Consider the following 26926-nt stretch of genomic DNA (forward strand, 5'->3'; position numbering starts at 1 on the left):
GGAGAGGGAGGCAACACAATGGTTAAGTTTGAAGGACAGGAAAGAAGAATGCCCAAGATTGAGGCCTGCCTCAAGGAATATGGCATCTCTTCCCTCGAGGATGCAAAAGAGCTTTGCCTTTCGAAAGGCATTGATGTAGAAAAAATCGTCAAAGGTGTACAGCCGATCGCGTTTGAAAATGCGGTCTGGGCCTACACCCTCGGCACTGCGGTAGCGATCAAGAAAGGCACTTCCAAGGCAGCGGACGCTTCTGAAGCAATCGGGATCGGCCTGCAGGCGTTCTGCGTGCCCGGATCGGTTGCGGAGCAGCGTTCGGTCGGCCTCGGCCACGGCAACCTCGGCGCAATGCTGCTGCGCGACGAAACCAAATGCTTCTGCTTCCTCGCGGGGCATGAGTCGTTCGCGGCCGCGGAAGGCGCAATCGGCATCGCCCGCAATGCGAACAAGGCCCGCAAAGAGCCGCTGCGGGTAATCCTGAACGGGCTCGGCAAGGATGCGGCCTATATCATCTCCCGCATCAACGGGTTCACCTATGTCGAAACCGAGTACGATTTCTCGACCGGTGAGCTGAAAGAGGTCCGCACCATCCCCTATTCGGATGGTGAGCGTTCCAAGGTCCGCGTCTACGGCGCAAACGATGTGCTCGAGGGCGTTGCGATCATGAAGCATGAGAAGGTGGATGTTTCGATCACCGGCAACTCGACCAACCCGACCCGGTTCCAGCATCTGGTGGCCGGCACCTATAAGAAATGGGCGTTTGAGAACGATGTGAAATACTTCTCGGTCGCATCGGGCGGCGGCACCGGACGTACCCTGCATCCGGACAACGTCGCAGCCGGCCCGGCTTCCTACGGCCTGACTGACTCGATGGGCAGAATGCATGGGGATGCACAGTTTGCAGGTTCGTCCTCTGTCCCGGCGCACGTCGAGATGATGGGCCTGATCGGTATGGGCAACAACCCGATGGTCGGCGCAACTGTCGCATGTGCGGTCGCGGTCGAAGAAGCCGCGAAAGCTGGCAAGTTCTGATTTTAGTCTGCTTGGAAAACGGGATGCGAATCCGCATCCCGTTTTTTGTATCCCTGGGCAGGCGCATAGGTCCTCTGCTCCCGGGCGGATGCCTCTGAGCCTCGGTCTTTTCGATCCCAATATCAAAGCTTAGCGGTATTTGGAGGGTTCCGCTGTCTTTCCATAGTATCGTCAATCATGTTTACCTGGGCATCAAAAATCGCCCGATACCGGGTACAGCAATCATCCTCTTCATCGGTAATGCGAATCGTGCAGGAGACCATGTCAATAGGCGGGTTAAAGTTAAAATTTTTAGTGATAGAAACAAACTCGTTGTAAAAATGGTATTGCTCCAGTACCGTGATCAAATCTGCCCGCATACATTCTGTAAAGCTATCTGTATCATCTTTATACCAGCTTGTAAGATATTCTTGCATGGATGATCTCGTCTTATCAAAGATTCTTGATTTCTCAATAAAGATGGAGAACTGCTCCGGATGAACAGGAGCGGAATACAGGTTATCTTGCATAAAACCCCTCCTAAGCATACAACTTTTAATAATTATTCCTGCTTTTATATCATATTTTTTGTCTGTTGTAAAGAAAACCCTGAGGTAAGCCGTATCTGAATGCAGCACCCGTTAAAAAGGAGTTCTCCCTTTTCAGATTGGTGTTGCCGAACGCGGATTTGCTAAACCATTCGTTAAGATATTCAAAGTGGGTAGTCATCCACTAGTGGATGACTACCCGATAAACTGGAAATTACTTCTCTTTATTCAATCCTAACATTTACTGGCCCTACTGTAAGATTCCCTCCACCCGCTATCGTGTACCACTTGCCTTTTTGCAACTTGATTTTTTCTGATACACCGGATGTAATGTACCCTATCACATATTCTTCACCCGTCTCAACGTCAGTGAAAACTACGTCTGTATCACAGTCACCGCTTACTTTTACAGTGCCAAATAGTGGTTGTATTTGCTCTGACTTAACCGGATTTCCTCTGTCTGCAAGTGTGAATGTATGGGCCTTTTGAATATTAGAATAAAAGAGAATTGCAATTACAAAAATTGCCACCACACATGGAATTATCCATTTTCTTTTCATTAAAACGCCTCCAGAACTTTCGATTTATCGAGCTGATTATAGCACAGGGCATCTGTCATATCAATGTTCCTCTGCAGAAATCGCCGGAGTTATATTCCAACAACACTTATTTCAAAAGGGACAAGGAGTTCTATTGATTGACAAAAGCAGACTTTCAAGGTAAAATAAACAGATAAAAGATTGTCTGAATTTGGGACAGTGGGAGGACGGCGGATTGCAGATGGTTCGGAGTATGACAGGCTATGGGCGCGCCCAGCGGATTATAGATGGGCGGGACATCACGGTGGAAATCAAATCGGTCAACCACCGTTTTCTGGAATTCACTGCCCGTGTCCCCCGCGGATGCGGTTATCTGGAAGAAAAACTGAAAAGCTATATGCAGGGCAGGGCTTCGCGCGGCAAGGTGGAGGTTGGCGTCCAGATTCAGACGGTAGAAGCGGCCAACACGGTTGTAGAGGTCAATCAGGAACTGGCGGGGGCGTATATCCACGCCCTGCGGGAGCTCGGCAAACAGTATGGGCTTACCGACGACCTTTCGGTCTCGTCGATCTCCCGTTTTTCAGAGATTTTTACCGTCCGCCGCGCGCCGGAGGACGAGGATGCGGTCTGGGAAGCGGTGCAGGCAGTGACCGGGGAGGCCGCCGAACGGTTCCTGCGGATGCGGGAACTGGAAGGAGAAAAGCTCCAGGACGACCTGCTCGACCGGCTTTCGCAGATTGAGCAGCGGGTCGGGCTGGTTGAGGAGCAGTCCCCGCGCACCCTTGCGGCCTACCGGGAGCGGCTGACCGCGAAAATCAGCGAGGTGCTCGACGACCGGCAGATCGACGAAGCGCGGATCCTGACCGAGGCGGCTGTGTTTGCCGACCGGATTGCGGTGGACGAAGAAACGGTGCGGCTGCGCAGCCATATTGCGCAGTTCCGCGGGATTCTGGGGCAGGGCGGCGCCGTCGGGCGGAAGTTGGACTTCCTGGTGCAGGAGATCAACCGGGAAGCCAATACCATCGGGAGCAAGGCGCAGGATGTCGAAGTAGCCCGGCTTGTGGTCGAGATCAAAAGCGACATCGAAAAGATACGGGAGCAGATTCAGAACATCGAATAAGGGGTAGCTTGTATGAAACTGATCAATATAGGCTTTGGCAACATGGTTTGCGCAAACCGGCTGGTGGCGATTGTCAGCCCGGAATCCGCCCCGATCAAGCGGATCATCCAGGATGCGCGGGAACGCGGTTCGCTGGTGGACGCAACCTATGGGCGGCGCACCCGGGCGGTGATTATTACCGATTCGGACCACGTGATCCTCTCGGCAGTGCAGCCCGAGACCGTTGCAAACCGGCTGGTGGATGACGAGGATGATGAGGAAGAGGTCGATGATGATGCGTAAAGGGCTGCTGATCGTGTATTCCGGTCCGTCCGGCGTGGGCAAGGGGACCATCCTCGGCCCGTATTTGAAGGAACATCCGGAAGCGGTGCTTTCGGTTTCAATGACCACCCGCGCCCCGCGCCCGGGAGAAACCGACGGGGTGGAATACCATTTTGTGACCCGGGAGCAGTTTGAATCGGAGATCGCCGCGGGCGGCCTGCTCGAATATGCACAGTATAGCGGGAACTATTACGGCACCCCGCACCGGATGGTTGAGGAACAGCGTGCACAGGGGCGGGATGTAGTGCTCGAAATCGAGGTGCAGGGGGCGGCGCATATCCGCAAGGTCTGTCCGGACGCGGTATTCATCTTTGTGATGCCCCCTTCCTATGAGACGCTGGAAAGCCGCCTTTCCGGACGCGGCACCGAACCGCCCGAGGTGGTGCAGCGGCGTCTGGAAGCCGCGCGCACCGAGCTGCGCTGTGCGGCCGAATATGATTACATCATTGTCAACGATGATCTGGAAGAGGCACGTGCGCGTCTGGGCGCGGTGATTATCGCCGCCAGATGTGAGGCCCGCCGGATGAAAAATATGATAGATAAGGTGGAACAGAACGTATGAATATGCTCAGACCCTCGATGGCTTCGATGCTCAAACCGGGCGACAACTACTACGCATTTGTAGTTGCGGTGGCAAAACACGCCCGGGAGCTGGCGCAGGAGGCCGAGGATTCGCATGAGATCATGGAGGAAAAGCCGGTGAAGAAGTCTGTGGAAGATTTTTCCGCTGGAAAGTTCCGTATGGGCGAGGTCCATCAGGAGATCGACCAATAAGCAGACGGCCCTGTAAGATTACAGGGCCTGTTTTTTCAGACAGGGGGAATCTGTTTTGTTCGACGGAAAAACCATTGTGCTGGGGGTGTCCGGGGGGATCGCGGCGTATAAAGCGGCGCAGCTTGCGAGCGATCTTGGCAAAACCGGCGCGGATGTGCATGTCATCATGACCCGCAATGCAACCGAATTTGTCTCGCCCATGACCTTCGAAACGCTGGTCAACAATCGGGTGGCGGTGGACACCTTTGACAGAGGTTTTGAGTATAACGTTGAGCATGTTGCGCTGGCGAAAAAGGCGGACGTGTTCCTGATTGCGCCCGCAACCGCGAACGTGATCGCGAAGATGGCAGCCGGAATCGCTGACGATATGCTTACCACAACCGTGTTGGCTGCGCGGTGCCCGAAGATCGTCGCGCCCGCGATGAACACCGGGATGTATGACAACCCGGTGACCCAGCGCAACCTGCAAACCCTGCGGGCGTTTGGGGTGGCGGTGGTTGAGCCGGAGAGCGGGTATCTTGCCTGCGGGGATACCGGGCGCGGGCGGCTGGCGGAGGAAGGCGCCCTGCTGGAAGCGGTGCGGGATGCGCTGACCCCCAAGGATTTGGCGGGACTTTCGGTGCTGGTGACCGCCGGGCCAACCCGAGAGGCGATCGACCCGGTACGGTATATCACCAACCATTCGACCGGGAAGATGGGCTACGAAGTCGCGGCGGCGGCGAAGCGGCGGGGCGCATCGGTCACGCTGGTGAGCGGCCCGACCAGCCTGAAACCGCCCTATGGGGTCACATTTGTCCCGGTCCATACGGCGCAGGAGATGTTCGATGAGGTGACCTCCCGCGCATCCGCCCAGCAGATGGTTGTAAAATGCGCGGCAGTGGCGGACTACCGCCCGGCAACAACCGCAGAGGACAAGATCAAAAAACAGGATGGGGAGATGCAGATTGCGCTGACACGGACGCGGGACATCCTCGGCTGGCTGGGGGAACACCGTGTGCCCGGGCAGGTACTCTGCGGGTTTTCGATGGAAACGCGGGATATGGTGGAAAACAGCGCTGCCAAGCTGGAAAAAAAGCGGGTGGATATGATCGTCGCGAACAACCTCAAGGAGGCCGGCGCGGGATTTGGCACCGAAACCAACATTGTCACCATCCTGACCAAAGCGGGCGCGGAGCCGCTGCCGATCATGGGCAAAGATCAGGTCGCGGATGAGGTTCTGACCCGTCTGCTTGCCTTGCGTACAGGGACTGGGCCCTGATTCTAAACTTCGTATCTTTTCCGGAGGAAGAGCGCTTTTTCTCCCGCAGAAAATACCTGATTGCTGCCGCGGCATCAAGGCTCTGTCCCTTGCCCCATGATTTTTTGAAAAAATCCAGCAATACGCTTAGGGGCTGTTTGAAAAATCGAAATAGCCGTCTTTTTCTACAAAAAGCGGCGGCTGCCGCGTCAAAAATGCGCGGAATACAGCAAGTATTCCTGTGCTTTTTTCCTTGCGGCCGCTCACTTTTTACGAACCATCCATCTATTTCTCTATTTTCAAACAAGCCCTATTCTCTTTCAAACCAAAAGTTTCGTCCACCTTTTCAAAGGTGGCGGGGTCGAGGGGCAGGGCCCCCGGCCCTATAGCAGAGGAGGTCAGGAATGCCGCAGACAGCACAGATTGTGGTGGAGAACGCAACCATTCATTTCGATAAGCCGTATTCCTACCTGATTCCAGAGGGGATGCCGGTCCGCCCCGGATGCCGGGTCACCGTCCCGTTCGGCGCGGGCAACCGTACCCGGTTCGGCATGGTGCTCGCCCTTTCCGAGTCCGGGGACATCTCCAGGCTCAAGCCGGTTGCCTCCCTCGTGGACGCCCGGCCGCTTCTCAGCCCGGATCTGCTCTCGCTGGTCGAATGGCTGCATGAGCATACCTTCTGCGGCTATTATGACGCAGTGCGCACCCTGCTGCCGCCTGGCATCGGGGTGGAACTGAAATATACCTACGAGCGCGCAAAGGACGCAGGCCCGCCCGAGGACCTGCCGCCCGAACAGCAGCAGATCCTGGAATATCTGAACGGGCGGGGCAAACCGGTCCGGGAGGAGACGCTGCTCGCCGCACTCGGCCTGGATGCTGAGTCCCCCAGCCTGCGCGCCCTCTGCGAAGCGGGTGCGGTGATCAAGTCGCAGGAGGTGCGGCAACGGGTGCTGGACGAAAAACTGGTGATGGTGCGTTTGGCGGACGGGATCACCGAATTGGGGGACATCACCGATGTAAAAATCACCGCCAAGCAGAAGGCGGTGGTCGAGCTGCTCGCGCAGGCAGGACAGGCTACCCTGAAAGAGGTCTGTTATTTTGCAGGGGTGGGAAAAACGGTGGTTGACCGTCTGGAAAAGGCAGGGGTCACCCATTATTTCACCCGGGAGGTTTATCGCAGCCCCTATGAGGTACGTACGGCCCGGGAGGATGCCTCTGCGCTCTCCCTCTCGGACGAACAGCAGGCTGCATACCGGACCCTCTGTGAACTGGCCGATTCGGGAAAGCCGCAGGCCGCGCTGCTCTATGGGGTGACCGGGTCGGGGAAGACCGAAGTCTTTCTCCGAACGATCCAGCACCTGCTCGGGAGCGGGCGCGGCGTGATCGTGATGGTGCCCGAAATCTCCCTGACCCCCCAGATGATCGAACGGTTCCACCGGTATTTCGGGGACCGGGTCGCGGTGCTGCACAGCGGCCTGACGATGGGCGAGCGGATGGACGAATGGAAGCGGATCCGGGACGGCGGCGCACAGATCGTCGTCGGCACCCGGAGCGCGGTGTTCGCGCCGCTTGCGCGGATTGGGATGATCGTGATGGATGAGGAACAGGAGGCGACCTATAAGTCCGAGATGTCCCCCCGCTACCATGCGCGGGATGTGGCGCGGGTGCGTGCCGCCAGCCATAATGCGTTGCTGCTGCTCGCCTCGGCGACCCCGAGCGTCGAGAGCTTCTACCGGGCAAAACAGGGGCGGTACCATCTCATACAGCTAAAAAACCGGTTTGGGGCTGCGAGGCTGCCCGATGTCACCATCCTCGACATGTCGACACAGGCGCTGAACGCGGCGTCCGGCTCCCTCTCGGCGGAACTGATCGGCCAGCTTCGCCAGAACCTCGAAAACGGCGAACAGAGTATCCTGCTGCTCAACCGGCGGGGGTACAACACGCTGGTGAAATGTTCGATCTGCTCGGCCGTGGCAGGCTGCCCCAACTGTTCGGTCGCCCTGACCTACCACACCGCAAACGGGCTTCTGATGTGCCACTACTGCGGTTATACGGCGCGTCCGGACGAGACCTGCCCGACCTGCGGGAGCAAGTTCCGGCGGTTTTCGGGAGCGGGCACCCAGAAGGTGGAGGAGGAGCTGCGGGAACTGCTGCCGCAGGCGCGGGTGCTCCGGATGGATATGGACACCACTATGGCACGATTTTCCCATGAAAAACATTTTGCTGATTTTTCGGCGGGAAAATATGATATAATAATCGGGACGCAGATGGTTGCGAAAGGGCTGGACTTTCCAAATGTCACCCTTGTGGGGGTGCTTTCGGCGGACAGTTCGCTCTATGCGCAGGATTATTGCAGCTTTGAGCGGGCGTTTTCGCTCTTCACACAGGTGGTCGGGCGGAGTGGGCGTTCGGATAAGGCGGGACGCGCCTATATCCAGACATTCACCCCCGAAAACCCGGTGATCGCGCTGGCGGCGATGCAGGATTACGACAGCTTCTACGAAAGCGAGATCGAAAACCGACGCATCCACCTCTATCCGCCGTTCTGCGACATGGTCGGGATCGGGTTTTCCGGGATCGACCGGGCGGAGGTGCAGGCCGCGTCCAGACAGTTTCTGGCGCAGTTTGCCGCGTTTGCCAGCGCCGAATACAGCGACCTGCCGCTGCGGGTGCTCGGGCCGTGTGAAAGCGCGATCCCCCGGATTTCCGGGAAGTACCGCTGGAGGATGGCGGTCAAATGCACCTTCGGCGCACGCACCCGGGAGCTTCTCTGGCGGACGGTGCGATGGTACCATGCGCAGAGCCGGAACCGTCCGGTCTCGCTTTATGTCGATCCGCGGTATGAAAGTTCGATCTGAGGGTTGAAGTTTCTGCCCGGGCCGGCTCGTTAAAATCAAAAGAGAACCATGTGACAGCATGAAGATCAAAAGCAGAATTGGGAGGAACAGAAAAATGGCAATCCGCAATATCTTGAAGGAAGACGACCAGCGCCTGCGCAAAAAAAGCCGGGCCGTTACCGAGTTCAACGAACGGCTCTGGACGCTGCTTGACGATATGTACGAAACGATGGTCGACGAGGGGGTCGGGCTGGCTGCGCCGCAGGTGGGGGTTCTCCGCCAGGCAGTGGTCATCGACGTCGGCGAGGGAAAATGGGAGTTGGTCAATCCCGAGATCGTCAGCGAAGAGGGCGAGCAGTGCGACACCGAGGGATGCCTGTCCATACCCGGCGTCTGGGGAGTGGTGCGCCGTCCCAAAAAGCTGCATATCTGTGCGCAGGACCGGTTCGGCAAGCCGTTCGAATTTGATGCGGAGGACTTTTTCGCGGTCGCCTGCTGCCATGAGATCGACCACCTTTCGGGCGTCCTCTTTACCGACAGGGCCGAACGCCTTCTGACACCGGATGAATTGAGGGAAGCCGAATGAGGATTGTGTTCATGGGTACGCCGGATTTTGCGGTCCCCTGCCTGGCGCGCCTGATCGCAGACGGCCACGAGATCGCCGGGGTGTTCACCCAGCCGGACAAACCCAAGGGGCGGGGATATAAGCTCGCGCCGCCGCCGGTCAAGGAATTGGCGCTTGCCAACGGGCTGCCAGTCTGGCAGCCGGAAAAACTCCGCGACGGTACCGCGCTTGCGGTTTTGCGAGAGCTGGCCCCCCAGCTGATCGCGGTGGTTGCCTATGGGCGGATGCTGCCAAAGGAAATCCTTGATCTGCCGGAATACGGCTGCATCAATGTGCATGGATCGCTGCTGCCAAAGTACCGGGGTGCAGCGCCGATCCAGTGGAGCGTGCTTAACGGTGACCTGACAGCGGGTGTGACCACCATGTACATGGCCGAAGGGATGGACACCGGGGACATGATCCTTTCCCGGTCGGTTCCGGTGGGGGAAGATGAAACATCGGGGGAGCTGTTCGACCGGCTTGCGGTGCTGGGCGCGGAGGCACTCTCTGAAACGGTGCGGCTGATCGCCGGGGGCAACGCCCCGCGCACGCCGCAGGATGATGCACAGGCGAGCCGCGCCAGTATGCTGACCAAAGAGATGGCAGTGATCGACTGGTCGAAATCCGCGCGGGAGGTACACAACCTGATCCGCGGGATGAACCCCTGGCCGACAGCACATACCCGGCTGGGCGGCAAGGTGCTGAAGGTGCACCGGTCGCGGGTCGTGGAAGGCGCAGGGGAACCGGGCATCGTGCTCGACGGGAAAAGGCTGATCGTCGGATGTGGGGAAGGCGCGGTCGAACTGGTGGAAATCCAGCCCGAGGGGAGCCGCCGGATGCCCGCCGCCGACTATCTGCGAGGGCATCCGGTTGAAACCGGCACCCGGCTGGGGGAATGACCAGAGGTTTTGCCCCTCAATCCCGCAGCGGTGCATAGTCCAACCGGCGCGAAGCGGTGGCTCTTGGGCCGGCGATCAAGATTGGCAAAGCGTTTAGGGCCTCAAAACTTCAAACAAGGGGGAGCTGTATGTTTGACCTTTATTATCTGATTCTGGTCGTCCCGGCGTTGCTGTTCGCGAGCTGGGCTCAGATGCAGGTTTCCAGCACGTTTGACCAGTATTCCAAAGTCCGCTCGTCGCGCGGGATCACAGCCGCACAGGTTGCGCGGCGGATTCTCGATGCAAACCGCCTCCAGCAGGTCCGGGTGGAACGGATTGCGGGGAAACTCACCGACCATTTTGACCCGAGCAGCGGCGTGATCCGCCTGTCGGACGACGTTTATGGCAGCAGCTCGGTGGCGGCGATCGGGGTAGCGGCTCATGAATGCGGGCACGCAGTCCAGCACGCCCAGAAATATGCCCCCATGCAGCTGCGCGCCGCGATCATCCCAGTGACCAACCTTGGCTCCAAGCTCTCGATCCCGTTGTTTGTGGCAGGGCTGATCCTGAGCTATCAGCCGCTTTGCAACATCGGGCTGCTGCTCTTTTCGCTGGCGGCGATCTTCCAGCTCGTGACCCTGCCTGTCGAGTTTGACGCCTCCGCCCGCGCGCTGCGCACGCTGGAGAAGGAGCGGTTTCTGGAGTCCTCCGAGCTGCGCGGCTCCAAACGGGTGCTTAAGGCCGCCGCACTGACCTATGTGGCCGCGCTGGTGGTCTCGCTGGCACAGCTGCTGCGGCTGGTACTGATCTCCCGCAGCCGCAACCGAGACTGAAACCGGAGGGAACAGATGAAGAATGCGAGAGAAACCGCTGTGCAGGCGCTTCTGCGTCAGAGTACGGAGAATGCCTATTCCAACCTTGTGATCGACGCACTGGCCACGAAAAACCGTCTGGATGCGCGGGACGCCGCATTCGCGGCTGCGCTCTTTTACGGAACGCTCGAGCGGCGGCTGACCATCGACCATATCCTGAAACAGTACAGTGCGCGGCCGCTCACAGCCCTGTCCCCGCAGGTGCGGGAGACGCTGCGGGCTGGGGTTTGCCAGCTTGTTTGGATGGACGGCGTGGACGATTACGCGGCAGTGAATGAGAGCGTCAATCTGGTGAAGGCGCTCGGACAGGCAAAGGCGTCCGGTTTTGTCAATGGGGTTCTGCGCAGTTTCCTGCGGGATGGAAAGCGCATCCCCCCGGTGGACGGTGGGCGCGCCGAACAGCTCGCGGTGGAATATTCCTGCCCGGCGTGGCTGGTCGGCCGGTGGCTTGAAGCCTATGGGGAACCCGCCTGCCTGCGGCTGCTCTCCCAGTCGATCGGGCGTCCGCCGCTCTATCTGCGCGCCAACACCCTGATGGTTTCCCCCGAACGGCTGGCGGAAATCCTGACTGGCGAGGGGGTTCCCTGCACCGTGGAAACGGAGCCGGACGGTTGTATCGCGGTCGAGGGCAGAGTACCGATCGAACGCCTGGAATCGTTCCGGTCGGGGTTGTTCCATGTGCAGGACCGGGCGTCCCAGCTCTGTGCCGCTGCGCTTGATCCCCAACCGGGCGAGCGGGTGCTGGATGTCTGTGCGGCGCCGGGCGGCAAGTCCTTCACCGCTGCCGAGCGGATGCGGGACGAGGGGGAGTTGGTCGCCCGTGACCTGCATCCCAAACGTGCCGCGCTGGTGCGTCAGGGGGCACAGCGGCTTGGGATCGAGTGTATCCGGGCTTCCGCGGGAGACGCGGGGATCTATGACCCCGCACTCGGCAGCTTTGACCGGGTACTCTGTGATGTTCCCTGTTCCGGCTTTGGGGTGATCCGGCGCAGGCCGGAAATCAAGTATAAAAGTTGGGAATCGGTCCGGAATCTTCCGGAAATTCAGTATAAAATCCTGCAAACCTCCTCACACTATTTAAAGACGGGCGGCAGTCTGGTCTATTCGACCTGTACCCTGCTCCCCGAGGAGAACGAACAGACCGTCGCGCGGTTCCTCGAGGGGAACCCTGAGTTCACGCTTGAATCTCAGCGCACCTGTACCGGCGAAGCGGCGGATACCGACGGATTTTTCATATCCGTCCTGAAAAAGCGGTGAACAGCATGGAAAAGAGTGACCTCAAGTCTCTGACAGAACAGCAGATCGAAGCGGAATTTGTCCGGATGGGCCAGCCAAAATTCCGCGCCCGGCAGGTCTACCGGTGGCTGCACCAGAAACAGGTGTCTACTTTTGCCGAAATGACCGACCTGCCAACCCCGCTTCGCGGGCAGCTTGACGAAAAATTCTACATAAACACCATCCGCATCAAAAAAAGACTTGTTTCCAGCATAGATGGTACGGTAAAATATCTCTATGAGCTGCGGGACGGCAACTGTGTCGAGGCGGTGCGGATGCAGTATAAGCATGGGGCCTCCCTCTGCATCTCGACACAGGTGGGCTGCCGGATGGGCTGCCGGTTCTGCGCTTCCACGCTGGCAGGCTGGGTGCGCAATCTGACCGCCTCCGAGATGCTTGATGAAGTCTATACCGCCCAGCAGGATCTGCGCGGACGGATTTCCAATGTCGTACTGATGGGGATTGGGGAGCCGCTCGACAACTTCGACAATGTGATGGCGTTTCTCGAAATCCTTTCCTCCCGGGAGGGGATCAATCTCAGCCTGCGGCATGTCTCGCTTTCCACCTGCGGGCTGGTGGATGGGATCCGGGCGCTTGCGGAGAAAAAGCTCCAGCTCACCCTTTCGGTTTCGCTGCACGCGCCCAACGACAGCATCCGCAGCCAGTCGATGCCGGTAAACCAGCGGTACAATATGGACGATCTGCTCGACGCCTGCCGGGACTACTTCGAGCAGACCGGGCGCAGGATTTCGTTTGAATACGCGCTGATTGCAGGGGTGAACGACGCGCCCGCACACGCGGAAGAGCTGGCCTCCCGTCTGAGCGGGATGGGGGCGCATGTCAACCTGATCCCGGTCAATCCGGTGGCTGAAACCGGGTACCGCCGGGGAAAGCGCGCGGGGATCGAGGCGTTCCAGGCGCAGCTCGAGCGGCTGGGGGTCAACGCGACCATCCGGCGGGAGCTGGGGACAGATATTGCGGCCGCCTGCGGGCAGCTGCGCAGGCAGGACACTGAGACAGCGTAAGTTTTTGGCCCCCAGACCAAACTTGCAGGCGTAAGGTGCCTTCCTTGGCCCGGACTGCGAGCCGCAGCGAGCGTTTCGAGGCCAACCGCCGCAGGCGGCTCTTAGGCCGAGATCGCGCAAAGCGTGCTGCCCCTGCGTGCTGTCTTGCGGGCGAGGGGGTCAAAGGCAACGGAAGTTTGGATTCCAGCCCAAACTTCCGGGGCGCAAGCGCCCTGCTTCGGGGGACTTCTCGGACCTGCGGTCCGAAGCGCGGCATACGCCGCGACGCCCCCTCAGTTTGCCTTACGGGCGAGGGGTCGGTGCCCCCTCCCCGTAGGCCCCTCCCTTCCGGGCTGGGTGCCGCTTTTTTCCCAAAACCAAAGTTTTACTCAATTTTTTTCAAAAAACTGCGGGGTCGAGGGGCAGCGCCCTCGACGCGCTCCGCACTGCGAGCCGCAGCGAAGCGTTTCGAGCGCAACCCGCCGAAGGCGGGCTCTTGGCGCGAGATGAGCGCGGAACGCTTTCTCCTGTGAAGCGCTTTTTTCGGGTGAATTGCCGCGAAGCGGCAAGAGGGGGATTTTTGCAAGTGAAAAAAACCCTTGCAGGAATAAATGCGGAACAGGCTTTTAGAACCAAAAGTTTCGTCCACCTTTGAAAAGGTGGCGGGGATTGAGACAACGTAAGTTTGGTTCTGGACTAAACTTACAGGCGCAAGTGCCTTCCTCGGGTCTTCTCGGTCCCAGAGGGCACCGGACTGCGAGCCGCGGCGAGCGTTTCGAGGACAACCGCCGCAGGCGGCTCTTGGGCCGAGATCGCGTTTCACGCGACACTCGGGCAGGATGCGCCTTGCGGGTTAGGGGTCAGCGGCCACTCCCCGCAGGCCCCACCCCGATGGGGCAAAGTGCGCTTTTTATCTGTTCTTTTCTTTCACTGCCGCTGGATGAGGCTCTTAGCGCGGAGACCGGCGTACATAGGCCAACCGGTGCAGAGCGGCGGCTCTCAGGCCGGAGTAAAAAATCGCGCGGTCGAGGGGCGGTTATCAATATAAAATTCCGAGGTGCGGGCTTTCGGGCGACGTAGTATACACATCTCTTTTAGGGGGCTTTCGATTGATCAAGATTTATGGAGGGACCGACCGGGGACGGGTTCGGGCGACCAATCAGGATACCTATGCCTACAAGGTGGTTGACGAGGAAACCGCCTTTGCGATCGTCTGTGACGGGATGGGCGGCGAGAAGGGCGGGCATGTTGCGAGCGCCAAGGCCGCAGAGGTGATCGGCCAGGCGCTGACCCGCGGCCTGACCCCGCAGCTTCCGGCCGGGTCGGTCAAGTCGCTGCTGATCTCGGCAGCTGCTGCGGCAAATGCGGTGGTCTATGAGATGGGATGCCGGGACGAATCGCTCGACGGGATGGGTACAACAGTGATCGCGGTTGTGGTGAAGGGAGACCTGCTCTGCGCGATCCACGCGGGAGACAGCCGTCTCTATCTCTTTGAGAATGATGGGGAGAACCCTGGCGCTGCACAGCGCCTGACCCGGGACCACAGTGTGGTGCAGCTGCTGATCGACAGCGGCGAGATCTCTGAGCAGGAGGCGCGCAACCATCCGAAGCGCAATTACATCACCCGCGCTCTGGGAGTGGAGCGCAGCACCGAGGTGGAATATACCGAACGGGCCTTCCGAAAAGGACAGCTTCTGCTCTGTTCCGACGGGCTATATAACTATGCCCCGCCGGAGGAACATGCCGCTCTGATTACCACCTGTACCAGCGAGCAGGACCTTTTCCTGCTGATCGACGAGGCGAACAAGGCAGGCGGCGCCGACAACATTACCGCCGTCATCGTCGCAAAGTAGGAGGAACCATTTGATGGATAAATATTTAGGCAAAAAGCTCGAGGGCCGGTATGAGGTCATGGAGATCATCGGCATCGGCGGCATGGCAAACGTCTATAAGGCGTACGACGTGCTCGAAAACCGGGTGGTTGCCGTCAAGATTCTGCAGGAAGAGCATATGAATAATGAGGATATGCGCCGCAGGTTCAAGAACGAGAGCAAGGCAATGGCGGTGCTCAACCATCCGAATGTCATGCGGGTCTACGACGTGAGCTTTTCCGACCGGATGCAGTCGATCGTCATGGAGTATATCGACGGGATCACCCTCAAGGAATATATCGAGCAGCAGAAGGTGCTCCGCTGGAAAGAGGCAGTCCATTTTACCGTCCAGATCCTCCGGGCGCTCCAGCACGCGCACGACAAGGGCATTGTCCACAGGGACATCAAGCCGCAGAATATCATGCTGCTGTCGGATGGGACGATCAAGATCACCGATTTCGGGATCGCGCGGTTCGCCCGCAGCGAGACCCGCACCCTCACCGACAAAGCGATCGGCTCGGTGCACTATATCAGCCCGGAACAGGCGGCAGGCGGCGCGATCGACGCCCGCACCGACCTCTATGCGGTTGGGGTGATCCTTTACGAAATGCTCACCGGCCAGGTCCCGTTCGAGGCGGACACCCCGGTTTCGGTTGCGCTCAAGCAGATACAGAGTACAGCCGTCCTGCCCCGGGAGCTGAACCCCTCGATCCCCGAGGGCCTGCAGGAAATCACCATGCATGCGATGGAGAAGGAGCTCTCCAAACGGTACCAGAGCGCGGCGCAGATGCTCCGCGACATCGACGAGTTCAAGCGCGATCCTTCGATCCTTTTCGAATACAAATACCTCGACGTCAAAAGCCCTGCCGCCGAGAGCCGGTATTCGGATGCGATCCAGAGCGCGCGTAAGGAGAAAACAGTGAAAGACAAGCGCAAAAAGAAAAAGAGAAGAAGCAGGCGTGCCCCGATCATCCCGGTGTTGGCGGGGGTGACCGCCGCGTTCGTGATCGTCTCAGCGGCGTTTATCGGCTGGATGATCTATCTGAACAACCCGTTTGTATCGGTCGAGGACGATATCGTCCCCAGCCTGGTGGGGGAAAAATGGGACAACGTGAAGATTTCCCCCAAGTACGCCAACTTTAACCTCGATCCCACCGAGCTGGAATACAACAACGAATACGGCAAAGGGGTGATCTTCGACCAGGAGCCGCGCGCGGGCAGTAAGGTTAAGGTCGGCTCGACCATCAAGGTCAAGATCAGTACTGGTAAGCTCACCACCCGCCTGCCCAGCTTTGTCGGGCAGGATTCCGCGCAGGTGGTCGCCCAGCTCAACGAATGGGGCATCAACTACGAAGAGAAGATGCTGTTTGACGACAGCATCCCGTCCGGCGGGGTTATCAAAACCCTGCCCGAAGCGGGGGCAGAGGTCGCCGCAGACGAAACGGTGATCCTCTATGTCAGCATGGGGCGGGAGGAGACGCTGGTAACGGTGCCCGACCTGACCGGTATCAGCCTGAATGATGCGAAAACCCTGCTGGATAACTATAAGCTGCGGATCGGTAAGATCACCTATGACGAGCGCAGCGACGAACCGCAGGGGACGATTATCCACCAGTCGGTGGCTCAGGATTCGCAGGTCGAGCAGAACACGGTGATCGACCTGGAGGTCGCGGGCAACAGCGGGGGAAGCATCCGGCTGACCGTGATGATCCCGCTGCCTGAGCAGGTCAACCGGATGGTCGAACTGGTTGCGCTTCAGGATGGCATCCAGATCCAGCGGGAGCAGGTGAACCCGTCCGAGGCGAAGACATGGAAACCGGTCTTTTCCGGGGAGCCGGACCAGATTTCCGAAATCAGCATCCTGATCGATGGGGCGGAATATCAGGTCTATGAGCTGGATTTTGAGGCAAAGGGACACCGCATACTGGCGGATTTCACAGAGGACTTCTCCGAGTGAGAGGGCTACAGTCTACAGGCGCGCGGGCGGCTTCCGGATCGAGGCCGCCCGCGCCGGAACAATGGGGGGCCGTATGAACACACAGAGCGGATTGATCGTCAAAGCGACCGGGGGATTCTACTATGTGGAGTCGGAGGGCGCTACATACGAATGTCGGGCGCGGGGGCTGTTCCGCAAGGAGGGGGTCAGCCCGCTGGTCGGTGACCGGGTGACCGTTGAGCCGACCGGCGAGGCCACCGGGCAGGTGCAGTCGATCCTGCCCCGCAAAAACCAGCTTGTGCGCCCGCCGCTAGCCAACCTTGATACCTTTGTGGTCGTTGCATCGGTCGCCGACCCTGCGCCCAATCCGTTTGTAATCGACAAGATGCTGGCGATCGCCTGTCACAAAGGAATTTCCCCGATGCTGGTCATCACCAAAAGCGACCTTGGCGCTCCCGACCGGATGGAGGAGGTCTACCGGATGGCAGGCATCCCCCTGCTTGCGGTTTCCAACCAGAGCGAACAGGGGCTGGACCGCCTGCGGGAAGCGCTTTCCCATGGGATCAGTGCCTTTTCCGGGAATACCGGGGTTGGGAAGTCCAGCCTGCTCAACCGGCTCGATCCCCGGCTGGCCCTCGCGACCGGCGAGACCAGCCAGAAGCTCGGGCGGGGGCGGCATACCACCCGGCATGTCGAGCTGTTCCGGATCGGCAAGGATGGTTATATTGCGGACACGCCCGGCTTTTCGGCAGTCGAGCTGGAGCGGTATGAGGTCATCCTGAAGGAGGAGCTGGCGGAGTGTTTCCCCGAATTTGCCGAATTTACCGGGGATTGCCGGTTCACCGGCTGTTCCCATACGGTGGAAAAGGGTTGCGCGGTGCTTGAGGCAGTGCAGGAAGGCAGGATACACCCGTCCCGCCACGCGAGCTACTGCGCCCTTTACGAGGATGCAAAGAAGATCAGAGAATGGGAGCTGAAACGATGAGCAGATGTATCCTGTTTTCGGGCGGCCCGCTTTCCGACTGCGACCAGGTCGAAGTCAAGGTGGGGCCGGGGGATTTTGTGATCGCCTGTGACGCGGGATGCCGGACAGCGGCACAGTTCGGCGTACGTCCCGACCTCGCGGTTGGGGATTTCGATTCGCTGGGTGGGCCGGTGCCGGGAGGAATCCCGGTGCAGAAAGTCCCAGCGGAGAAGGATGATACCGATACCATGCTTGGGCTGCGGGTCGGCCTGGAACAAGGGTTCCGGGAGTTCCTGCTGGTCGGTGGGTTCGGCGGCAGGCTCGACCACACGGTCGCCAACCTACAGGCGCTCGGCTGGCTCTGCCGGCAGGGCGCGTCGGGACAGATTCTCTCCAACCGGAACCGGGCGTGGGCGGTGCGGTGCGGCACCCTTGCCCTGCGCAGGCTCGATGGATGGCATCTTTCGGTGTTCGCGTGGGACGGGCCTTGCCGGGGTGTCACGCTCGAAGGGCTGCAATACCCCCTTCGGGATGCGGAACTGACGCCCAGCCTGCCGATCGGCGTCAGCAATGAATTTGCGGGGGAATATGCGCGGATTACCGTCACAGATGGTACCCTGCTGGTCATTGCAGCAGAAGAATGCCGCTAAAAATTGTGGGTAAAAGCCGCCAGCGCGGCGACTGGAAGCGGGGTTGCCGTAAGCAGACTTATTGCCGCAGGCTTGAAGAAGGTCCAAACGATTTTTTCAGCGTTTCCATGACTAAGAGGAGGATGGGTCAGATGGCAGTTATCACAGAACGGGAATTTTTCACCACCAGCAAAGGTGGAAAAGCGGTGCTTTACACCCTCAGAAACCGCGCGGGGAGTGAGGTGGAAATTACCAATTTTGGAGGTGCGATCGTCTCGATCAGGGTGCCTGATCGGAACGGGGCGTTTGCCGACGTGGCGCTGGGTTTTGACAGCGGAGCGGGCTATGAAGGACATGCCTATTTTCTCGGGGCAATGATCGGCAGGTGCTGCAACCGGATCAAGGCCGGGCGGTTTACCCTGAATGGGAAGGCGTACCAGCTCGCCTGCAACGACAACGGAAAAAACCACCTGCATGGCGGGGTGCATGGGCTGGAATCCAAGCTCTGGGATGCGGAGGTCTCCCAGCAGGACGGCGAGGATGTTTTGACGCTGCGTTGTGTCTGCGAGGATGGAGAGGAAGGGTATCCCGGCCGGCTCGAGATTTCGGTGGCGGTCACCTTTTCGGAGGATCATGCGCTGAAGCTGCAATATCAGGCGGTTTCGGATGCGGACACCGTTTGCAGCCTGACCAACCATTCCTATTTTAACCTGTCAGGGCACGCCTCGGGAGATATTTTGGGACATGAGCTTAAGCTGTATGCCAGCCGGTTTACCGAAGCGGACGCGGAGAGCATCCCGACCGGGCAGGTGCTGCCGGTAGCGGGGACGCCGATGGATTTCCGGGAGTTTCACCGGATTGGGGAGCGGATTGGGCAGGACTATCCCGCGCTGATCTACGGGAATGGTTATGACCATAACTGGGTGCTTGACCATCCGGATGGAACACTCGCTCTGAGCGCGGAACTCTACGACCCGGAGAGCGGACGCCTGCTGGAGTGTTATACTGACAGTCCTTGTATGCAGGTCTATACCGGCAATTTTATTGATGGAAGCAGTTGTGGGAAGGAGGGCTGCTGGTATCAGCAGCGGGCAGGGATCGCGCTTGAAACGCAGTATGCGCCCGATGCGGTCAACCATCCGGAGTGGGACAGCCCGATCCTCCGCAAGGGGGACCGGTATGCACATGCTACAATCTACCGGTTCTCTGTGAAATAACAAATAAAAAAACGCCTTCTGGGTTTCCAGAGGGCGTTTTTCAGGCGCTTTACTCGGCTTTTTCCGAAGGGGCGTTGTGCTGGGCGGCCGACTCTCTGCTGCGCCGGTTGGTGTACAGATAGACCATCACCGAGCCGCCGGTCACCAGTGCCCCGCCCAGCAGCGAGGTCGCGGGAATCTGTTCCCCGAGCGCGGCCCAGCCGAGCAGGATGGAAAAGAGAATCCCCGAATAGTCGTAGATGCTGATTTCCGCTGCGGGCGCCATCTGATAGGCATAGGTCACAAGGATCAATCCGAACGAACCGGAAGCCGAAATGAGCAGTAGGAACAGCCACTGGCGAAGGTCGGGCAGGATGAATCCGTTGAACAGCATCAGGGGGAATGCCGCCAGCATACAAAATGTCGAGAAATACATGGTGATGGTCATGGTATCCACCTTGCCCTTGAAATAGCTGAGCAGCGTATAAGCGACACCGGTTGCAACCGCAGACAGAAACGCCATCAGCAGCGGCAGGACATTGGAGTTGAAGCCGGGCCGCGCAACCAGCACCGCGCCCGCAAACGCGAGGATCAGCGCAGGGATCTGTACCGGGAGCAGTTTTTCCTTGAGAAAAACCATCGCCAGAATCGTGACCCAGAAAGGGGAGGTTTTCAGGAGGATTGCCACATCGCCCTGATTGGCGTGTCCGGACGCATAGAACGAAGCAGACACTGCAAAAAATCCAAAGACCGACCGCAGAAACAGGAGGAGCTGATACCTGCGCGGGCCAAAGAAGGAGCCGCCGGTTTTGCGGAGAATCACCCAGGCGACGAGGGCATTGAACAGATTTCGGAAAAACATCTGCTCCATGACAGGAATCTCGTTGATGCAGCGGATTGCCACCGACATTACCGACAGCAAAAATGCCGACAGGATCATCAGAAGGATACCCTTTTGTTTTTGTGGCATGGGAGCCCCTCTCTTTCTGTCTCAAGATCAACGGCGGAGACTCCGCCCCTCACCGCATTTGACTGCCGCCTCTGCGGCGCGTAAAGGCCAACCGGCGCGGAGCACCGGCTCTTAGGCCAAAACAAAGATGGACAAAACTTTTGGTTTTATAGATAGCAGATAGGATTTTTAAAACTTGGCTCTAACGGATGGGATAGACGATTTGCGTAAGCAGCTCCTCCGCGGGTGTTTTGTCGGCATCGTTTAAATAAATCTCGTAGGAAACCCCGGTATTCTCCAGCGAATGTTCCTTTTCATATGCCATAATTGCGGAGTATGCCCTTTCGAGCGTGGGGTATGGGCCTTTATGCGTCATGAGGATGGCTTTCCCCCCGTATGTTTTGGTCATGTAAAACTCGCCAAAGTCCGGGACAGGGTCTGCAACAGGAAATCCCCACTCAATATCAAATTCGGAAAAGTCAGGCTTCATATTCGTATATTTCAGATATGGAGGTCCGGACATCTCTTTGCCCTGTTCGGATAAATACGCCAAAAGTTTCCCACACATCTCGCCTATGGCTTCGTGGATATTGCGCATGCTTACTGCTGTTCTCTTGCTTGCCACAGCAATTTGCGGGGTTAAGTTTGCAACTTCCATTTTCATTGACAGGCTCCTTTGAACTGTTTTTTGGTGGTTGGCTGTCTGATGGCTGGCTTCACTGTATAAAAGAATGGCTGTGAATATAAAATTCTTCCTGAGAAGCCTGATACCGTTTTTCTTTGGGTGCAAATTGTTGGTCGAACCGCTCCGCCTCCGCGCTGTCGACGCTGTGATAGGCCGGGCTGTCGGAATAGGTCCATGGACCCTCTTCTACAGAGAGCGCGCCCGGCTTCAGCTCTTTCGCCAGCATGGCGGACGGGTATATGCCGCCCTCCATGCAGATGTTGTATTTTTTACAGCTTTTGAAACCGAGGCCGACATAGTTGCCGGGATTGCCAAAAATGACAATCAGGTCATATCCAAGTTCCAGCGCCTTACAAAACGAATGCTCTAACAGAGCCTTTCCGTACCCTTTGCGCTGGAAGTCCGGATGGATGCAGACCGGGCCGAACGTCAGGATCTGTTTTTTCCTGCCCAACTGGCTGGTCAGGGTGGATTTGGTATACATCACATTCCCGATCACCTGACCGTCCAGCTCGGCGACAAAATCCAGCTCCGGAACAAAGTCCGCATGTCCCCGCAGAATATGCGCCAGATAATGTTCCTCGCATCCCGGTACATACAGGTTCCAGAATGCTTCCCGCGTGATCTGTTCTACAATGGCGTAATCTTTTTCTGTCTCATTTCGAATCTGAAGACGTTCCATAGTGGATTTTCCTTTCCGACAAACCCGCCAACATAGACGGGGGCCTCCTTCATCCCTGTTTTCCCACAAGTGCGGCTGCCCCGGCGGTCAGCGCGTCCAGTGCCGCCAGAGATTCCGCCTCGCTTTCACCCCGGACAGAGAGGTAGAGTTTCAGTTTCGGTTCTGTGCCCGAGGGCCGAACGATCAGTTTGGTATCCCCGGAGAGCCGGAATTCGAGCACGTCCGAAGGGATCAGCCCGGTGGGATCGTTTTGATAATCCACCAGATGGAGGACCTTCTGTCCGGCGATTTCGGCGGGCGGAGCTGTGCGCAGAGAGTCCATCAGGGATTTCATCTCCCGCATCCCATCCTGCCCTTCAAAGGCCCAGCTCAACAGGCTGTTCTGATAAAATCCAAATTTCTGATAGAGTGCATGGAGCGCGTCCAGCAGAGTCATCTGCTGCCCCCGGTACCATGCCGCACATTCACAGGCAAGCATCACCGCGTTCACCCCGTCCTTGTCCCGGACGTGCGCCCCGGAAAGATACCCATAGCTCTCCTCAAATCCAAAGAGATAGCGGTCGGCTTCCCCTGCGGCTTCCAGCAGACCGATCTGCTCGCCTATGTATTTGAAGCCGGTCAGCATCCGGCGCAGCTCCACACCGTAGGCCGCTGCCACCGGCGTGGCCATGTCGGTCGAGACAATGGTGGTCACCGCCACCGGGTTTTCAGGCATTGTTCCTTTTTCGATCCGGGTGCGGCAGAGGTAGTCAAAAAGAAGGATGCCCATTTCGTTCCCGTTAATGAGCCGGTATCCACCGCTGCCATCCGGGACTGCCGCTCCCATCCGGTCGCAGTCCGGATCGGTGCCCAGCAGCAGGTCAGGCCGCACCCGCTCACAGAGGGCAAGCCCCCGTTCCATGGCCTCCCGGATCTCCGGATTTGGATAGGGGCAGGTCGGGAAATTCCCGTCGGGCAGTTCCTGCTCCGGAACGACGGTCACGTCCCGGACCCCCATTTTGGCCAGCAGCTTTTTGACCGGCTCCAGCCCGGTACCGTTCAGCGGAGTATAGACCAGTTTCAGGTCGGAAACGTCGTTGCCGGGGCGCAGAGCCAGCACCGCGTCCACAAAGGCATCCAGGCAGGCGTCCGGGATATACTGGATGCTCCCCGCCTGTAGGGATTCCTCAAAATCCACTAGGCGGACACCATCGAAACAGTCGATTCCCTCAATGGCGGCCAACACCTGGCCGGCAGCCTCCGGCGTGATCTGGCAGCCGTCCGCGCCGTAGACCTTATATCCGTTGTAACGGGCGGGGTTGTGGCTGGCGGTGATGCACACACCAGCCCCACAGCCCAGATACCGGACCGCCCAGCTCAAGGCCGGCGTAGGCTCCAGCCGGGGATAGAGGAAGGCTGTGATACCGTTGGCGGCGAGCACCCGGGCAGTTTCCCGGGCAAACAGTTCCCCCTTGATGCGGCTGTCGTGTGCGATAGCCACAGACTTTGGCAGGCCGGATGCGTTGAGATAGTCCGCCAGCCCCTGTGTGGCCCGCCGGACCGTATAGAGATTCATGCGGTTGGTCCCCGCACCGATGACGCCCCGCAATCCGCCGGTGCCGAACTCCAGATTGCGGTAAAACCGGTCGGAAACCTGCCCGGCATCTGATTTGATCTGCTCCAGCTCCTGAATCAGATCGGGGTCCTCCCCAGCCTTCGCAAGCCAGAGAGCAAGCTGTTCCTGATACGACATATCAAATCCTCCAAAAGATCACATATAGAAAGGTAAAAAGGCCCGTCGGCTCTGGCCCTGGCCTGACAGGTGAGCTGGCCAGAAGGGGAGGCGGATGAAAAATCCCCTGATAAAGCCACAAAAGCAGACGATCCCTTTCAGGTTCTTTGACTATACCACGTATGCGGGCAAAATTCAAGCAGAGCCGGTCCGGAATCCATTTCATGGCTTAGCTGCGCGGCTCGTCAGAAGCCAGCTGCCACTCTGCAGCCCAGGAACCGTACCAAGTTTTCCCCGCCTCCTGCCGCAGACGCAGCAGATAGTCCTGTGCAGCCTGTTTTTTGCCGCTCCGCAGGCACCACATGGCCAGAAGCTGGAGAAGGTCCAGCCGCCGCATCCGGTAGGTTGACTGCGGGAGCTGTTCCTCCAGCCAGCTGGTTTCCACCCTGCCGCCCTCCAGACAGACCCGCCGGTTCTGGTGGATCCGCAGGTTCAGCGCCATATTTTCTGAGAGGGCAGGCTTGGAATCGCGGCAGTCTTTCACGATCTGTTCCAGCTTTTGCTCCGCCTGACGGGCCAACACCAGGTCCTCCTTGGAAAGGGCGTAGCCGCACAGATTGTTATAATATAAAGCCCGAAGCGCCTGATCGCCCTTCTTCACATTCCGGAAAGCCCCGCACAGGGTCTCGATGGCCTGATCGAACTCCCCGGCTGCGGCATATCCGTCCGCCAGGCAGGCGCTGGCGATCGGGAAATCCCGGCTGTTGGGATTCAGCCGCCCCGGAATCTGCTTGTATTCTGCCAGAAAAGCCTGTGGGTCAAGGTCCAGGTGCAGCAGGCCCAGACAGCGGGTGTTCTGGGTTCCGGCCACGAGGTTTCCCAGCAGCCGTCCGGCAAAATATCCGATGCCGAGCAGGAGCAGTGAAGCGATCGCGGGAATGTAAACGGGATATTCCCGGTCCCGCAGCCAGACCGCCACAGCCAGCCCCAGGCAGACCACCATTACGGCACCAACCGCCAGTTTGCTCTTCCAAAATGCGCGAATCATCCAAAATCCCCTCCTGCGTTTTTCTCAATTATATACAGGCTGTCCCGGAATTGCAAGGATTTCCAGCAGAGCAGAGGTTTTTTATCTCCAGCACAAAGCAGCGTTCAAAATTTTGTAATATTTTAGTCTGTAAACCAAACAAAGGGTATTCCATTTTGGAGAAATATAGGCTATAATATCTACATAAAATATGAGGAATCGAATGTTTCATGGCAATATTCAATAAATATTTCAGAGAGTGGGTGGTTTTGGAATGGTACGTATCACAGCCCTGATGGACAACGAGCCTTCGGAACACAGAGCGCTGGTTCACGAGCATGGCCTGTCCTACCTTGTGGAACGGGAGGGCTGCCGGATTCTTTTTGACTGCGGCGCCGGGCCGAATCCCTGGGTTAACGCGCAAAGGCTCGGCCGGAGCGTGCGCAATCTGGACGCTGTGGTTTTGAGCCACAGCCACTACGACCATGCGGCAGGGTTCCGCTCCCTGGTGGAGCTGGGCGGCGGCAGCCGGCTGCTCTATACCGGCCCCTGCTTTTTCGAGGAAAAATTCGCCTGTGACGGCCTGCGCTATACCGACCTGTCCGCAGGGTTTTCCGAGGGGTTTCTGGAGGAGCACGCGATCTGCCACAGGGAGGTTTCCGGGGTGGTCGAGATATTCCCCGGCGTCCATCTGGTGGGCGGGTTCCCGCGGACCCATGCGCTTGAAACGATCCCGCAGCGCTTTGTCCGGCAGGTCGGGGACGGGTTTGTCCCGGATGCCTTTGAGGATGAAATCTGCATGGCATTGGAGGTCGACGGCAGGCTGGCAGTTCTGGTGGGCTGCTCGCATCCCGGCATCCTGAATATGATCGAGCATGTCCATCAGGCCCTCGGAAAACCGGTTTACGCTGTTTTTGGCGGCACCCATCTCAAGGAAGCCGAGAGCGCCCGCATCGATTCCACCATCTCACGTTTGCAGGAGATGGGGCTGGAAATTCTGGGGTTAAGCCATTGTTCGGGGGAGCGGGCGGAATGCGCGGTCCGCGGCAATACAGCGGTTCAGAGCTGCCATATGGGCTCCGGTGACTGCGTTTTTCTGAGATGAGGCGAGAGGGCCGCCCATGCTGATTGAGAAGGTCGCCAAGGAGCTGGTAGAGGTTTCCTCCGGGTTGTTGGGCGGGCGTACCGTCAACATTATGGATGTGAATGGGACGATCGTTGCTTCCACCGAAAAGGAACGGGTCGGCAGCTTCCATCAGGGCGCGAAAGAAGCCATTGAAACCGGCCGGCAGGTCATCATCCGGAAGGACCAGCTCGGGCAGTATCCCGGCGCAAGAGAGGGCTATAACATGCCTCTGCGCGTGAACGGCTCGGTAATCGGCGCAGTCGGTATCTTTGGTACCCAGCAGGAGCTGCAATATCTGGCGCCGCTTTTGGAACTGTATGCCGCTAAATACTACCAGCTCGAAGCGATGACCATTCCGCATCTGGCGGAACAGGGGCTGCGGGGGCGGCTGTTGCAGAACCTGCTCGCCCCGACGGATACAGCGCTTGCGGATGCGAAAGCGCTGCTCGAATCGCTGCGGATCCATCTTGAACTGCCGCTGACGGTAGCGATTATCTCGCCGCCCGCCAGAGCTATGCTGGAGCAGAGGCAGGAATCTTTAATCAACTGGCTGCTTTCCCGCGGGGTTCTGCGGTCGAACCGGGATGTCTGGGGGATTGTGGAGGATCGGATCGTGCTGTTATGTAGCCATGGCAACCCTGCTCTGGACGAGGCTGTGCGCCAGCTGGACGGTTGGGACGGTGTTCCGTACCGCGTTTGCCTGGGAGAACCCTGCAAAACCTTATGGGATGTCCACAGCTCTTACGAGCAGCTTGTGATTCTGGACCTGACCTCCTCGAAGCCGTTCAACGACATCCGGGAGCTGGACACCCGATGCCATTACATACTTTATCATACCGCGGTCACTGAAGCGGAGTTCATCGACAGTTTTTATCAGAAGCTGAATGCCGCCTTTCCCAGCCGTGAGCAGGAGGTGCTGATGAAAACAGCGCAGGGGTACTACGACAACGACCGGAGTGTATCCAAGGCTGCTGCCGCGCTGTTTATCCATAAAAATACCCTGCAATACCGGGTGCACAGGCTCCTGGAAGCGCTGGGACTTGCCGGCTGCACCAGCTTTCAGCAGGAATATCTGGTCCGGCTGCTTTTGGAACATTATAAACGCAAACAGGGCCTTCGAGCCTTGCAATAAA

Annotated in this window: 26 protein-coding genes; 19 read left to right on the forward strand and 7 right to left on the reverse strand. The window is 58.4% G+C overall.

The features are described from left to right. Window positions 1–18 precede the first annotated feature (18 nt). On the forward strand, window positions 19–1029 hold the full coding sequence (locus tag D5269_RS07535) for a GGGtGRT protein (RefSeq protein ID WP_016315805.1): 1011 nt from the start codon (window positions 19–21) through the stop codon (window positions 1027–1029). A gap of 122 nt (window positions 1030–1151) precedes the next feature. Here D5269_RS07535 and D5269_RS07540 read toward each other — a convergent pair whose 3' ends face one another. Further along, window positions 1152–1538 carry a hypothetical protein gene (locus D5269_RS07540; RefSeq protein ID WP_120484542.1) on the reverse strand — a complete coding sequence of 129 codons (387 nt, stop codon included), beginning with the start codon at window positions 1536–1538 and terminating at the stop codon, window positions 1152–1154. Window positions 1539–1780: 242 nt separating this feature from the next. Next, window positions 1781–2116, reverse strand: coding sequence for a hypothetical protein (locus D5269_RS07545; protein ID WP_016315807.1), 336 nt, complete (start codon window positions 2114–2116; stop codon window positions 1781–1783). A 220-nt stretch (window positions 2117–2336) separates the two neighbouring features. Between D5269_RS07545 and D5269_RS07550 the strand changes: the two genes are divergently transcribed. From D5269_RS07550 to D5269_RS07625, 16 genes are all read left to right on the forward strand, one after another. Further along, a complete protein-coding gene (locus D5269_RS07550) occupies window positions 2337–3215 on the forward strand; it encodes a YicC/YloC family endoribonuclease (protein ID WP_031219649.1) in 879 nt (292 codons plus the stop codon). 12 nt (window positions 3216–3227) lie between these two features. After that, window positions 3228–3497, forward strand: a complete 270-nt coding sequence (locus tag D5269_RS07555; RefSeq protein ID WP_016315809.1) for a DUF370 domain-containing protein — start codon at window positions 3228–3230, stop codon at window positions 3495–3497. Beyond that, on the forward strand, window positions 3484–4098 hold the full coding sequence (gmk, locus tag D5269_RS07560) for a guanylate kinase (protein ID WP_120484543.1): 615 nt from the start codon (window positions 3484–3486) through the stop codon (window positions 4096–4098). Before D5269_RS07555 ends, gmk begins: the two co-directional genes overlap by 14 nt. Beyond that, complete coding sequence (locus D5269_RS07565) at window positions 4095–4310, forward strand: DNA-directed RNA polymerase subunit omega (protein WP_016315811.1); 216 nt, start codon at window positions 4095–4097, stop codon at window positions 4308–4310. The genes gmk and D5269_RS07565 overlap by 4 nt, the downstream gene beginning before the upstream one ends. A gap of 55 nt (window positions 4311–4365) precedes the next feature. Next, window positions 4366–5568: a bifunctional phosphopantothenoylcysteine decarboxylase/phosphopantothenate--cysteine ligase CoaBC gene (gene coaBC, locus D5269_RS07570; protein WP_120484544.1), complete on the forward strand. Its 1203-nt coding sequence runs from the start codon at window positions 4366–4368 to the stop codon at window positions 5566–5568. A gap of 383 nt (window positions 5569–5951) precedes the next feature. Further along, complete coding sequence (priA, locus tag D5269_RS07575; protein WP_120484545.1) at window positions 5952–8405, forward strand: primosomal protein N'; 2454 nt, start codon at window positions 5952–5954, stop codon at window positions 8403–8405. A 94-nt stretch (window positions 8406–8499) separates the two neighbouring features. Beyond that, entirely contained in the window at window positions 8500–8970 is a 471-nt protein-coding gene (gene def, locus D5269_RS07580) for a peptide deformylase (RefSeq protein WP_016315814.1), read from the forward strand. After that, on the forward strand, window positions 8967–9887 hold the full coding sequence (gene fmt, locus D5269_RS07585) for a methionyl-tRNA formyltransferase (protein WP_016315815.1): 921 nt from the start codon (window positions 8967–8969) through the stop codon (window positions 9885–9887). Before def ends, fmt begins: the two co-directional genes overlap by 4 nt. A 128-nt stretch (window positions 9888–10015) precedes the next feature. Beyond that, window positions 10016–10699, forward strand: a complete 684-nt coding sequence (locus D5269_RS07590; protein WP_016315816.1) for a zinc metallopeptidase — start codon at window positions 10016–10018, stop codon at window positions 10697–10699. A 15-nt stretch (window positions 10700–10714) separates the two neighbouring features. Continuing rightward, on the forward strand, window positions 10715–11995 hold the full coding sequence (rsmB, locus tag D5269_RS07595) for a 16S rRNA (cytosine(967)-C(5))-methyltransferase RsmB (protein WP_016315817.1): 1281 nt from the start codon (window positions 10715–10717) through the stop codon (window positions 11993–11995). 5 nt (window positions 11996–12000) lie between these two features. Continuing rightward, entirely contained in the window at window positions 12001–13038 is a 1038-nt protein-coding gene (gene rlmN / locus D5269_RS07600) for a 23S rRNA (adenine(2503)-C(2))-methyltransferase RlmN (RefSeq protein ID WP_120484546.1), read from the forward strand. A 1088-nt stretch (window positions 13039–14126) separates the two neighbouring features. Then, on the forward strand, window positions 14127–14870 hold the full coding sequence (locus tag D5269_RS07605) for a protein phosphatase 2C domain-containing protein (RefSeq protein WP_016315819.1): 744 nt from the start codon (window positions 14127–14129) through the stop codon (window positions 14868–14870). Window positions 14871–14883: 13 nt separating this feature from the next. Then, on the forward strand, window positions 14884–16845 hold the full coding sequence (pknB, locus tag D5269_RS07610) for a Stk1 family PASTA domain-containing Ser/Thr kinase (RefSeq protein ID WP_120484550.1): 1962 nt from the start codon (window positions 14884–14886) through the stop codon (window positions 16843–16845). 73 nt (window positions 16846–16918) lie between these two features. Further along, on the forward strand, window positions 16919–17809 hold the full coding sequence (gene rsgA, locus D5269_RS07615; RefSeq protein WP_016315821.1) for a ribosome small subunit-dependent GTPase A: 891 nt from the start codon (window positions 16919–16921) through the stop codon (window positions 17807–17809). After that, window positions 17806–18438, forward strand: coding sequence for a thiamine diphosphokinase (locus tag D5269_RS07620; RefSeq protein WP_120484551.1), 633 nt, complete (start codon window positions 17806–17808; stop codon window positions 18436–18438). The genes rsgA and D5269_RS07620 overlap by 4 nt, the downstream gene beginning before the upstream one ends. Before the next feature lie 131 nt (window positions 18439–18569). Next, window positions 18570–19634 (forward strand): aldose epimerase family protein, encoded by a 1065-nt coding sequence (locus D5269_RS07625; RefSeq protein WP_016315823.1) that lies wholly within the window; start codon window positions 18570–18572, stop codon window positions 19632–19634. Window positions 19635–19683: 49 nt separating this feature from the next. Here D5269_RS07625 and D5269_RS07630 read toward each other — a convergent pair whose 3' ends face one another. The 5 genes from D5269_RS07630 to D5269_RS07650 form a co-directional block, all read right to left on the reverse strand. Continuing rightward, on the reverse strand, window positions 19684–20583 hold the full coding sequence (locus D5269_RS07630) for a DMT family transporter (RefSeq protein WP_016315824.1): 900 nt from the start codon (window positions 20581–20583) through the stop codon (window positions 19684–19686). Window positions 20584–20764: 181 nt separating this feature from the next. Then, entirely contained in the window at window positions 20765–21226 is a 462-nt protein-coding gene (locus tag D5269_RS07635) for a GyrI-like domain-containing protein (RefSeq protein WP_016315825.1), read from the reverse strand. Between the two features lie 52 nt (window positions 21227–21278). Next, window positions 21279–21929: an N-acetyltransferase gene (locus D5269_RS07640; protein WP_120484553.1), complete on the reverse strand. Its 651-nt coding sequence runs from the start codon at window positions 21927–21929 to the stop codon at window positions 21279–21281. Window positions 21930–21978: 49 nt separating this feature from the next. Then, a complete protein-coding gene (locus D5269_RS07645) occupies window positions 21979–23661 on the reverse strand; it encodes a phospho-sugar mutase (RefSeq protein WP_016315828.1) in 1683 nt (560 codons plus the stop codon). Window positions 23662–23869: 208 nt separating this feature from the next. After that, window positions 23870–24688, reverse strand: a complete 819-nt coding sequence (locus tag D5269_RS07650; RefSeq protein ID WP_120484554.1) for a hypothetical protein — start codon at window positions 24686–24688, stop codon at window positions 23870–23872. Window positions 24689–24941: 253 nt separating this feature from the next. Between D5269_RS07650 and D5269_RS07655 the strand changes: the two genes are divergently transcribed. Then, window positions 24942–25772: an MBL fold metallo-hydrolase gene (locus D5269_RS07655; protein ID WP_016315830.1), complete on the forward strand. Its 831-nt coding sequence runs from the start codon at window positions 24942–24944 to the stop codon at window positions 25770–25772. Between the two features lie 16 nt (window positions 25773–25788). After that, window positions 25789–26925: a sugar diacid recognition domain-containing protein gene (locus D5269_RS07660; protein WP_016315831.1), complete on the forward strand. Its 1137-nt coding sequence runs from the start codon at window positions 25789–25791 to the stop codon at window positions 26923–26925. Window position 26926: the final 1 nt, after the last annotated feature.

The sequence above is a fragment of the Anaerotruncus sp. 1XD42-93 genome (assembly GCF_009917605.1).
In the GTDB taxonomy this organism is placed as follows: Bacteria; Bacillota; Clostridia; order Oscillospirales; family Ruminococcaceae; genus Anaerotruncus.

Coding starts and splice junctions, on each gene's coding strand:
- D5269_RS07535 (WP_016315805.1), top strand. CDS start 19: ATGGTTAAGTTTGAAGGACAGGAAAGAAGAATGCCCAAGATTGAGGCC.
- D5269_RS07540 (WP_120484542.1), bottom strand. CDS start 1,538: ATGCAAGATAACCTGTATTCCGCTCCTGTTCATCCGGAGCAGTTCTCC.
- D5269_RS07545 (WP_016315807.1), bottom strand. CDS start 2,116: ATGAAAAGAAAATGGATAATTCCATGTGTGGTGGCAATTTTTGTAATT.
- D5269_RS07550 (WP_031219649.1), top strand. CDS start 2,337: ATGGTTCGGAGTATGACAGGCTATGGGCGCGCCCAGCGGATTATAGAT.
- D5269_RS07555 (WP_016315809.1), top strand. CDS start 3,228: ATGAAACTGATCAATATAGGCTTTGGCAACATGGTTTGCGCAAACCGG.
- gmk (WP_120484543.1), top strand. CDS start 3,484: ATGATGATGCGTAAAGGGCTGCTGATCGTGTATTCCGGTCCGTCCGGC.
- D5269_RS07565 (WP_016315811.1), top strand. CDS start 4,095: ATGAATATGCTCAGACCCTCGATGGCTTCGATGCTCAAACCGGGCGAC.
- priA (WP_120484545.1), top strand. CDS start 5,952: ATGCCGCAGACAGCACAGATTGTGGTGGAGAACGCAACCATTCATTTC.
- def (WP_016315814.1), top strand. CDS start 8,500: ATGGCAATCCGCAATATCTTGAAGGAAGACGACCAGCGCCTGCGCAAA.
- fmt (WP_016315815.1), top strand. CDS start 8,967: ATGAGGATTGTGTTCATGGGTACGCCGGATTTTGCGGTCCCCTGCCTG.
- D5269_RS07590 (WP_016315816.1), top strand. CDS start 10,016: ATGTTTGACCTTTATTATCTGATTCTGGTCGTCCCGGCGTTGCTGTTC.
- rsmB (WP_016315817.1), top strand. CDS start 10,715: ATGAAGAATGCGAGAGAAACCGCTGTGCAGGCGCTTCTGCGTCAGAGT.
- rlmN (WP_120484546.1), top strand. CDS start 12,001: ATGGAAAAGAGTGACCTCAAGTCTCTGACAGAACAGCAGATCGAAGCG.
- pknB (WP_120484550.1), top strand. CDS start 14,884: ATGGATAAATATTTAGGCAAAAAGCTCGAGGGCCGGTATGAGGTCATG.
- rsgA (WP_016315821.1), top strand. CDS start 16,919: ATGAACACACAGAGCGGATTGATCGTCAAAGCGACCGGGGGATTCTAC.
- D5269_RS07620 (WP_120484551.1), top strand. CDS start 17,806: ATGAGCAGATGTATCCTGTTTTCGGGCGGCCCGCTTTCCGACTGCGAC.
- D5269_RS07625 (WP_016315823.1), top strand. CDS start 18,570: ATGGCAGTTATCACAGAACGGGAATTTTTCACCACCAGCAAAGGTGGA.
- D5269_RS07630 (WP_016315824.1), bottom strand. CDS start 20,583: ATGCCACAAAAACAAAAGGGTATCCTTCTGATGATCCTGTCGGCATTT.
- D5269_RS07635 (WP_016315825.1), bottom strand. CDS start 21,226: ATGAAAATGGAAGTTGCAAACTTAACCCCGCAAATTGCTGTGGCAAGC.
- D5269_RS07640 (WP_120484553.1), bottom strand. CDS start 21,929: ATGGAACGTCTTCAGATTCGAAATGAGACAGAAAAAGATTACGCCATT.
- D5269_RS07645 (WP_016315828.1), bottom strand. CDS start 23,661: ATGTCGTATCAGGAACAGCTTGCTCTCTGGCTTGCGAAGGCTGGGGAG.
- D5269_RS07650 (WP_120484554.1), bottom strand. CDS start 24,688: ATGATTCGCGCATTTTGGAAGAGCAAACTGGCGGTTGGTGCCGTAATG.
- D5269_RS07655 (WP_016315830.1), top strand. CDS start 24,942: ATGGTACGTATCACAGCCCTGATGGACAACGAGCCTTCGGAACACAGA.
- D5269_RS07660 (WP_016315831.1), top strand. CDS start 25,789: ATGCTGATTGAGAAGGTCGCCAAGGAGCTGGTAGAGGTTTCCTCCGGG.